Below are 7,204 nucleotides of genomic sequence, written 5' to 3' on the forward strand. Positions count from 1 at the left end.
GCCGCATGAAATCAATCTGTTAGACTTCAAATCTAGCCAGAGCTAATTAATGCAACAGTCCCCCATGAGCATCGAAAGCGATAATGTTGTCTTTCGTCCCAAGGGGGCTGAGGCGGTGGTCGCCCCCTCCTTCCTGGCGTTGCGGTTCAGAAAACCAGACACACATGATGAGGCGCGGCGTCTTGCGCCCGGGTGGGACGTCTACGTGCTGGAAAACGAGTGGCGGTCATGGGTGCATGACAAGGCTATCGACGTGAAGGATGCCGATAAGCACTTTCTGGCCTTCTGCAATAAGCGAGGCGCATACCAGAATTAAAACGCACAAATGTGGGTTTGTGGCTTTACGCTTTCCCACGAATGTGGTGAGGTGGACCCATGATCATATCTTTCCTGAACCAAAAAGGCGGCGTCGGCAAAACCACCCTATCGGTGAACGTGGCGGGCTGTCTGGCACGCCAAGGCCACCGGGTGCTTCTGATCGACGCTGACAAGCAAGGCTCGGCCACAACATGGGCAAGCCTGCGCGAAGATGCGCCCTTCCAGGTTGTCAGCATGGCACGGGCCAACATGGCGCGGGACGCGCTAAAGCTTGCCCAAGACTATACTCACACCATCATCGACGGCCCGCCGCACGCGGAGGAGATTGCCCGATCTTGTATCGTTGCATCGGACTTTGTGGCGTTGCCTATCGAACCGTCCGGTCTCTCGACGTGGGCATCTGACCTGACAGTGCGCCAAGTCAAAGAAGCGCAGGAATTCAAGCTTTCCCTCAAATGTGGGTTTGTGGTTTCCCGCAAAATAGGAAAAACTGTCATAGGGCGAGATATTCGCAACATGGCTGCCGAGGCGGGTTTGCCAATCCTAGCAAGTGAGATCGAGCAACGGGTGGCCTTCGCTGAAGGTATGACCATGGGGCAAACGATTTTCGAGTGGGCTGGCGATAGCAATGCGGCCCGCGAGATCAACCAACTAACGAAAGAGATTGAGCGGTATGTCGAAGAAGACATTTTCGGCGGCTCCGAAGCCGAAGCAGCAGCCAACGGATGACCAAATCCTCGCGTTTGAACGTGGCGGGGCAGGGCATGACACAACACGGGCAGACAAGCCGGTCGCGAAGACCATGCCGGATGAGCCGACCAAGCGCCTGAGCCTGGATCTTCCGGCGAGCCTGCACACGCGATTCAAAACGGCGTGCAGTGCGACGGATCGGAAAATGGTAGGTGAACTCCAGGCCTTCATTGAACAGCGCACGCAAGAATTGGAAGAGGATGCGGGCATAACCCGCCAATGAACAAAAGCACAAATGTGGGTTTGTGTGAAATATTGCGCAGGCGGGATTTGTGGCTTAAAAACAAAGGGGAGGGCGGCGGCGCAAGAAACGTCACCGCATGATGAGAATGCATGCAGAGCTGAGAACGAGAGACGCCCTTGGGCCATTCGGCCCGGTCGAAGAAAAGAACGCACCAGACGTGTTGTACACGGCGGGTGATACCGCGCTTTTGACCGAAGGCTCGCGCGTGGCGATTGTCGGCTCAAGAAAAGCCACCCCGGACGGCATCAAACGAGCACAGGCTGTTACTCGTGCCTTGGTGCAGCAGGGTATTATTGTCGTCAGCGGCCTAGCTGAAGGCATCGACACAGTAGCGCATAGAACTGCGATAGAAGAGGGCGGGCGCACTATAGCGGTGCTCGGTACGCCCTTATCCAAGGCGTACCCGGCCACGAATGCCGGTCTACTTGAAGAGATCAAGCGTGATCACCTAGCGATTTCCCAGTTTCCCGAAGGTTATCCAGGCAAGAGCGAGAATTTCCCGCGCCGCAACCGGACGATGGCGCTCATCTGCGATGCTACCATCGTGATCGAAGCAAGCGAGAAGAGCGGGACCCGCCACCAGGGATGGGAAGCTATCCGGCTTGGCCGCGATCTCTACCTGCTTGAGAACGTCGCAACCAATCCGAACCTAACTTGGCCGAAGCAGCTCATCGAGTACGGAGCACAAATCCTGCGCCGTGAAGACCTGCCCGATATCTTGCTCGATATTCCGAACTACACTGCTGGGGGCGTTCGTGCCTTCGAGCTATGAGTATGGCACCTTCGCCAACTATTCCCCACGCGGTAGCTCGGAGCTGTCTGTAACCTCCCGAAAAGCCTGTGGCGCGATCAAGGCTGGCCGGGTCAATGTCATCGCCTCGGCCGTTCCGCACCTGCAAGACTCGAAGGCGGACGCTCTGCGGCCTTTTCTCGGGCCGGATGTCACCTTGGTGCCGGTACCGCGCTCGGCGCCACTCCCCGATGGGGCGCTTTGGCCTGCCAAGGTGATCTGCGACGTGTTGCACGAGCACGGGTTCGGCCAAGATGTACAAACCTATCTGAAAAGAACGAGGGCTGTACCGCGTTCGTCAAATTCACCGGCGGCGGAAAGACCACTTGTCCCTATTCACCTGGAAAGCATCGAGGCGGAGAGACCGTTCTTCGTGCCGAACAAGATCACCATCGTGGATGATGTTCTGACCATGGGGCGGACAAGCTTTGCTTGCGCGGAACTCCTTCGGGCTGTCTGCCCGGACGCAGAAATTCGTATTTTTGCAATGATCCGGACGCAAGGCCTGCAAGAAGACATTGAGAAAATTGTTGATCCGGCCATAGGCACCATCATTGGCTACCCATCCGGCAAGACCCACCGTGACCCATAAATGAAAAAATGTGGGTTTGTGGGTATGTGGCGGAAATGGAAATTGTGTTATTAAGCCAAGTTACGAAAGATAATCACAGACGGACTGACGATAGGCATAGATGCTGAATAACCATAAACAATTCCTAGCATGGAGACGGCAGGTCTTTGTCCGCAATCCACATCGAGATCTGAATGCTCTTTACACTGGGCTCAAACAGAGAAGCGGCGTTTACTTGATCGGCTGCGCGGAGGAGATTGTCTACATAGGGCAGTCATGGGACCTGACGGAGCGACCAATTGATAGCTTGGGCCGTTTCTATCACCGTGTTTCTGACGTCTCACTGCCGTGGTCTCTCGCTCTGGCACCCTGCCCACCTGACGAGATGCACGAAAGGGAAAGCTCGGCCATTCGTTCCTTCGCCCCGAAGTTCAACACATCGATCCCAAGCATCCCCGCGAGCGAGGGACGGATGCCAGAGATTATCGGCTACGCTGCTGTCTTTCAGGATCAGCTCAGTTCAGGCGGGGCTTTTGACGAGGGAAACCTTTGTCGGCAAATGGAGCGCGCAGCTGAAAACCCTTCACCACCTTGGCGGCAGGGGAAACAACGGAGGAAAACCGGGAAGCGCGAGCCGAAGCCCGAGTTGCCGCCGCTTGATCCTCCAACGCAGCTGACGGGAGACTCGCGTCGAGAAGCGTGGCAGCGCCACGGCGTCCCGTCTGATGGAGCTTTGGTCTATCCGATCAATCTCTGCGATGATGGCTCAGTCGTGACACGTGACGGAGAGGTTATCGGTACATGGTCGATGGACCAGTACGAAGCACCTTCGTTTACGCCAGATGATGCGATTATTCCCTTATTCGAAGCACCGTTGGTCGGCCTTCTATGCATGCGCATACGCGAATGGCACGAAAGCAAAACTGGCGAGAAGCTATAGAGCTATGGCTACGCCCCCGCTCTGTTCACAACCATCTCCATAAAGCAACAGACAGGAAATTCAGTAATGAAACCGCAGTTGTGCAATCTCTAGGCTTTGGCCGTCGCCAGTTCCACTGACCCGGTAGACCATTCGATCTTCCTGAGAAATCCGCCGTGACCACCAGCCAGTCAGATCCCCCTTCAAAGGTTCCGGCTTGCCGGTTCCTTTGAAGGGGGTCCGCTTGCATTGCTTGATCAGCTCGTTGATCCGGTCACGTACCTTGTCGTTGGTGCTGACCCAGTACTGATAATCTTCCCAGGCCTGATCGGAAAAAACCAGCTTCACTCGGTCAGCTCACGCTCTTCGCCAGTTCCAGCATCGAGTTGCGCGATCGACGCGCGCAAGCGGGATGCGTTTTTCGGTGTGGACAAGAGGTGCAACGTCTCGTTGACGGCGTTNGATCGCTCGATCCATGACGCCCTTCAGTTGAGCTCGTGCGTCTGAGTAGGTCATAACATCCATGTCGACTCTCCTTTGCTTCCCTCTATATGTACAACATTAAGTACAAGTAAAGGGGTGGTACGAAGGCGGCAGTCAATTTCATGGAGAATTTACGAGAGAGAAAGGGCTCACATGGATGACATCGTTACCCGCCCCGCAGAGGAAATTTCTCGCGAGGAACTTTACGAACTGGTCTGGCAGACCCCCATGAGCAAGCTTGGTGCCCAACTCGCGACGAACGGGCCAGGCTTAGCCGCTCTTTGTCGAAAGCGCCAAATCCCTACGCCACCCTTGGGCTACTGGCAGAAAAAGGCCGTTGGCCGTGCTCCTGAAATGCCTCCTTTGCCGTCATTCGAACCGCCCCAAAAGACCTCCCCTTCAATCAAGCCAGCGCGGGGCAGTGGTAGACCGGTAGTACCTGCGTCCGTCCCATCTCGCGACGCTGAGTCCGTTGCGGAACCACCAGCCTTCGATGAAGACGACGAAAGCCTTGACCATATGCGAGCGCTGCACCCCAAGGTGAAGGCATGGGTCGCAGAGCACCGTCAGCTACAGGAGAGCCGTCGAGCGGAAAACCGGCAACGGTCGCGCGACTTTTGGGGAGGATCACTTCCTCATATCAGCGACCTCACTGCGCGTGACCGATATCGCTTCAGGGTGACAAGCACCCTGTTTCGCGCGATCGAGAAGCAAGGGGGACAGATCGGCGAAGCGAAGCTTACAGGCAAGGTGACGTTCCTTGTCGGCGATTAAGAGCTCAAGTGCGTAATCGCTGAAAAAATGTCTAGGGCGACAATGATCATGGAGGGGGCAGGGAAGTGGACGGCCCTTCCTCATCACCACCAAACAGGCCTTGTTTCCTCTGGCTTTCTGCGTGTGAGGTTCGACACTTATGTCAATGGTCGTAGTCGCGACTGGATTGAAACGTCCAAGAAGAAAATGGCGATTATCCTGCCCGATATCGTTAGCGCGATTATCGCGGCAGGGCCACTTTTGGCAGAGGCCGCGCGAGAGCGTGATGAGCGACATCGCCGCTATGAGCAAGAGCAAGCAGAACGTCGTGAGCGCCAAAGGCAACAAGAGATTGATCACAGGCGTTGGAGCCGGTTTCAGGACCACGCGGAAAATTGGCGTGTGCGCGCGCGGCTTTTGGTGTTCATCGAAGAGCTACGCTGCCGTCTGCAAATTGAGGGTGATGCCGACATTGAAGGTAGACCTCTCAGCGAGTGGATTGTCTGGGCCGAAGAACGAGCCCTTTCGCTCGATCCGTTCCAGAACGGTCTGAAAGGGCTTTTTGAAACCATCAACTCCGCCTGATTTTTACATTTTCAAAAATAATGTAAGCTTCTGTTAAAACTGTCAAAATCCCAGTGCCCTGCCGTCCAACCGATATGGCAAACTAAACTGCTATCCCCCTGCCTGGATGGCCTTGGCAAGTTCCATGAATTTGGCGGCTCGCTCATGTAGATAATCAGCTTCGCTTTGATCCAGCCGCGTTGCGGTTATCAGAGTACCGGCTTGGATATTGAGAATGCCGACACCCGCCGAATCCGGCTTCGCCAATCGTAGTACGGTTAGAAAGCCTCGCTCCTTCTTCCTCGGTAATTGTTCTTTTCCAAAGTGTAAGAAGATAATTCTTCTCTGGTTGTTTTCTTCTGTACGCAAGTACCAAGCTGTTGTGATGTTTAGTCCAGAAATATTAGCCTCAATAGGGCTACGCCCCTGCCAAATGAGCGCATGATCTTCCTTGAGATCAAGGTAGTTTTGGCACAGCACTTTGTATCCAGCAGACTTATTTGCGGAAACGCTAGAATGTAGGTCCAGAAACTGTTTGGCCGTGATCTTCTGCTCTTCAAGGGCAGTCATTGCTTCGCGAAATTGCTTGTAGCGATCCTTGATGGGGTCATAAGGCAGGTCGAAATCGTCAATTATGCTTCGGGCTTTAGCCTTATCCTTACGCTTGTCTCCATACGCAAAATCAATGAACTGACTGATCCTAATTTTCATTTTGCTATCCTACTTGGTTTCATAGGCAACCTTACGACCACACCCCTCCAAATAAAGAGAATTTTGTTGTTCACAGTTGGCGACGTCACAACAGAGCCCTTCAAGCCTTCATGCAAGCTTTACACTAAAAGCTTGCATGAAGGCCCAAGCGAAAAACTCAGCAAAACATGGGTAAAATACCAAGTCGCGCAACACGTGTCTTTCATTATGCAAGGTTTATAGGCATTATACCGCTATAACCTCGCAAGGATTTGCCCGTGAAAGCTGCCGTTGAGACCGCCTGGAACAAAGGACGCGTCGTGGGTAAAAAACCACCGCTGACGCCCGACCAGGTATCGCTGATCCGTATGATCCTGCGCCAGGAAAAAGCCTTGCGTGATCTGGCACTGTTCAACACCGCCCTCGATACCAGTTTCCGGGGATCGGATCTGGTGCGGTTGCGGGTGGCGGATGTGGCTACGCCTGCCGGTGTGCGCGAGATCGTGGAAATCCGGCAGAAGAAGACCGAAGCCCGCAATGCACGCCCGGTCCAGGCGCGGCTGTCCTCGGGCACGCGCGACAGTCTGCGCACCTATCTCGCAGCTTCAGAAAAGCCGTTGCACGGCTGGCTGTTCACGGGGCAGGGGGCACGGTGGTCCCAGTCCCATCTCAGTGAAAGTCAGCTCTGGCGGCTGTTCCGCTCCTGGCTGGAAAAGGCACACCTCGATCCCAGCCTCTACGGCTTGCATTCGCTGCGCCGGACCTTCCCCACCCACATCTACCAGCAGACCGGCAACCTGCGCGCCGCCCAGCTCCTGCTCGGCCATGCCAGCATTGAAAGCACCAAGGAATACATCGGTACCGAACAGGCTGAAGCGCTGGAAATTGCGCGCAAGTATCACCTGTGACGGCCATGCAGACTTATCTTGAGAAACGCCAGCCTGCGCAGAAAATGGCTCGGTTCTACAGGATGGCAGTGATGCCGAACCTGTTCGGCGAATGGACGCTGTACCGCGAATGGGGCCGCATAGGGCAGGGCGGTCAGGTGCGGATGGATTGGTTCGAGGACGAGAACCAGGCCGTTGCGGCTCTGGTCACACTGGAAGCCTCCAAGCGTCAGCG

At 55.1% G+C, this 7,204-nt stretch carries 12 protein-coding genes; 10 read left to right on the forward strand and 2 right to left on the reverse strand.

Annotated elements, in window-relative coordinates:
* Positions 1–64: 64 nt before the first annotated feature.
* From E2L05_RS20035 to E2L05_RS20915, 6 genes are all read left to right on the forward strand, one after another.
* The gene (locus E2L05_RS20035) at positions 65–316 is read left to right on the forward strand and encodes a hypothetical protein (RefSeq protein ID WP_243722075.1); all 252 of its coding nucleotides are present in this window, start codon (positions 65–67) and stop codon (positions 314–316) included.
* A gap of 59 nt (positions 317–375) precedes the next feature.
* Positions 376–1,047: a ParA family partition ATPase gene (parA, locus tag E2L05_RS20040; RefSeq protein WP_133344774.1), complete on the forward strand. Its 672-nt coding sequence runs from the start codon at positions 376–378 to the stop codon at positions 1,045–1,047.
* The gene (locus E2L05_RS20045; protein WP_133344775.1) at positions 992–1,291 is read left to right on the forward strand and encodes a hypothetical protein; all 300 of its coding nucleotides are present in this window, start codon (positions 992–994) and stop codon (positions 1,289–1,291) included. Before parA ends, E2L05_RS20045 begins: the two co-directional genes overlap by 56 nt.
* Before the next feature lie 97 nt (positions 1,292–1,388).
* Positions 1,389–2,084: a DNA-processing protein DprA gene (locus tag E2L05_RS20050; protein ID WP_243722076.1), complete on the forward strand. Its 696-nt coding sequence runs from the start codon at positions 1,389–1,391 to the stop codon at positions 2,082–2,084.
* A complete protein-coding gene (locus E2L05_RS20055) occupies positions 2,068–2,694 on the forward strand; it encodes a phosphoribosyltransferase (protein WP_243722077.1) in 627 nt (208 codons plus the stop codon). Before E2L05_RS20050 ends, E2L05_RS20055 begins: the two co-directional genes overlap by 17 nt.
* 100 nt (positions 2,695–2,794) lie before the next feature.
* Positions 2,795–3,613, forward strand: coding sequence for a GIY-YIG nuclease family protein (locus tag E2L05_RS20915; protein ID WP_165971830.1), 819 nt, complete (start codon positions 2,795–2,797; stop codon positions 3,611–3,613).
* Between the two features lie 60 nt (positions 3,614–3,673).
* Here the strand turns inward: E2L05_RS20915 and E2L05_RS20065 are convergent, their stop codons facing one another.
* Positions 3,674–3,940 (reverse strand): Txe/YoeB family addiction module toxin, encoded by a 267-nt coding sequence (locus E2L05_RS20065; protein WP_037931654.1) that lies wholly within the window; start codon positions 3,938–3,940, stop codon positions 3,674–3,676.
* 288 nt (positions 3,941–4,228) lie between these two features.
* Between E2L05_RS20065 and E2L05_RS20075 the strand changes: the two genes are divergently transcribed.
* Both E2L05_RS20075 and E2L05_RS20080 read left to right on the forward strand, forming a co-directional pair.
* Positions 4,229–4,849 (forward strand): hypothetical protein, encoded by a 621-nt coding sequence (locus E2L05_RS20075; RefSeq protein WP_133344779.1) that lies wholly within the window; start codon positions 4,229–4,231, stop codon positions 4,847–4,849.
* Positions 4,850–4,897: 48 nt separating this feature from the next.
* A complete protein-coding gene (locus E2L05_RS20080; protein ID WP_165971831.1) occupies positions 4,898–5,413 on the forward strand; it encodes a hypothetical protein in 516 nt (171 codons plus the stop codon).
* A gap of 90 nt (positions 5,414–5,503) precedes the next feature.
* Here the strand turns inward: E2L05_RS20080 and E2L05_RS20085 are convergent, their stop codons facing one another.
* A complete protein-coding gene (locus E2L05_RS20085; protein WP_133344783.1) occupies positions 5,504–6,103 on the reverse strand; it encodes a hypothetical protein in 600 nt (199 codons plus the stop codon).
* A gap of 257 nt (positions 6,104–6,360) precedes the next feature.
* Between E2L05_RS20085 and E2L05_RS20090 the strand changes: the two genes are divergently transcribed.
* Both E2L05_RS20090 and E2L05_RS20095 read left to right on the forward strand, forming a co-directional pair.
* Positions 6,361–6,990: a tyrosine-type recombinase/integrase gene (locus E2L05_RS20090; protein ID WP_133344785.1), complete on the forward strand. Its 630-nt coding sequence runs from the start codon at positions 6,361–6,363 to the stop codon at positions 6,988–6,990.
* Positions 6,991–6,995: 5 nt separating this feature from the next.
* A partial coding sequence (locus E2L05_RS20095; RefSeq protein ID WP_133344787.1) for a WGR domain-containing protein occupies positions 6,996–7,204 on the forward strand: 209 nt, incomplete at its 3' end.

This window comes from Meridianimarinicoccus aquatilis, assembly GCF_004358675.1.
Lineage (GTDB): Bacteria > Pseudomonadota > Alphaproteobacteria > Rhodobacterales > Rhodobacteraceae > Meridianimarinicoccus > Meridianimarinicoccus aquatilis.

Coding starts and splice junctions, on each gene's coding strand:
- E2L05_RS20075 (WP_133344779.1), top strand. CDS start 4,229: ATGGATGACATCGTTACCCGCCCCGCAGAGGAAATTTCTCGCGAGGAA.
- E2L05_RS20050 (WP_243722076.1), top strand. CDS start 1,389: ATGATGAGAATGCATGCAGAGCTGAGAACGAGAGACGCCCTTGGGCCA.
- E2L05_RS20915 (WP_165971830.1), top strand. CDS start 2,795: ATGCTGAATAACCATAAACAATTCCTAGCATGGAGACGGCAGGTCTTT.
- E2L05_RS20045 (WP_133344775.1), top strand. CDS start 992: ATGTCGAAGAAGACATTTTCGGCGGCTCCGAAGCCGAAGCAGCAGCCA.
- E2L05_RS20035 (WP_243722075.1), top strand. CDS start 65: ATGAGCATCGAAAGCGATAATGTTGTCTTTCGTCCCAAGGGGGCTGAG.
- E2L05_RS20085 (WP_133344783.1), bottom strand. CDS start 6,103: ATGAAAATTAGGATCAGTCAGTTCATTGATTTTGCGTATGGAGACAAG.
- E2L05_RS20080 (WP_165971831.1), top strand. CDS start 4,898: ATGGAGGGGGCAGGGAAGTGGACGGCCCTTCCTCATCACCACCAAACA.
- parA (WP_133344774.1), top strand. CDS start 376: ATGATCATATCTTTCCTGAACCAAAAAGGCGGCGTCGGCAAAACCACC.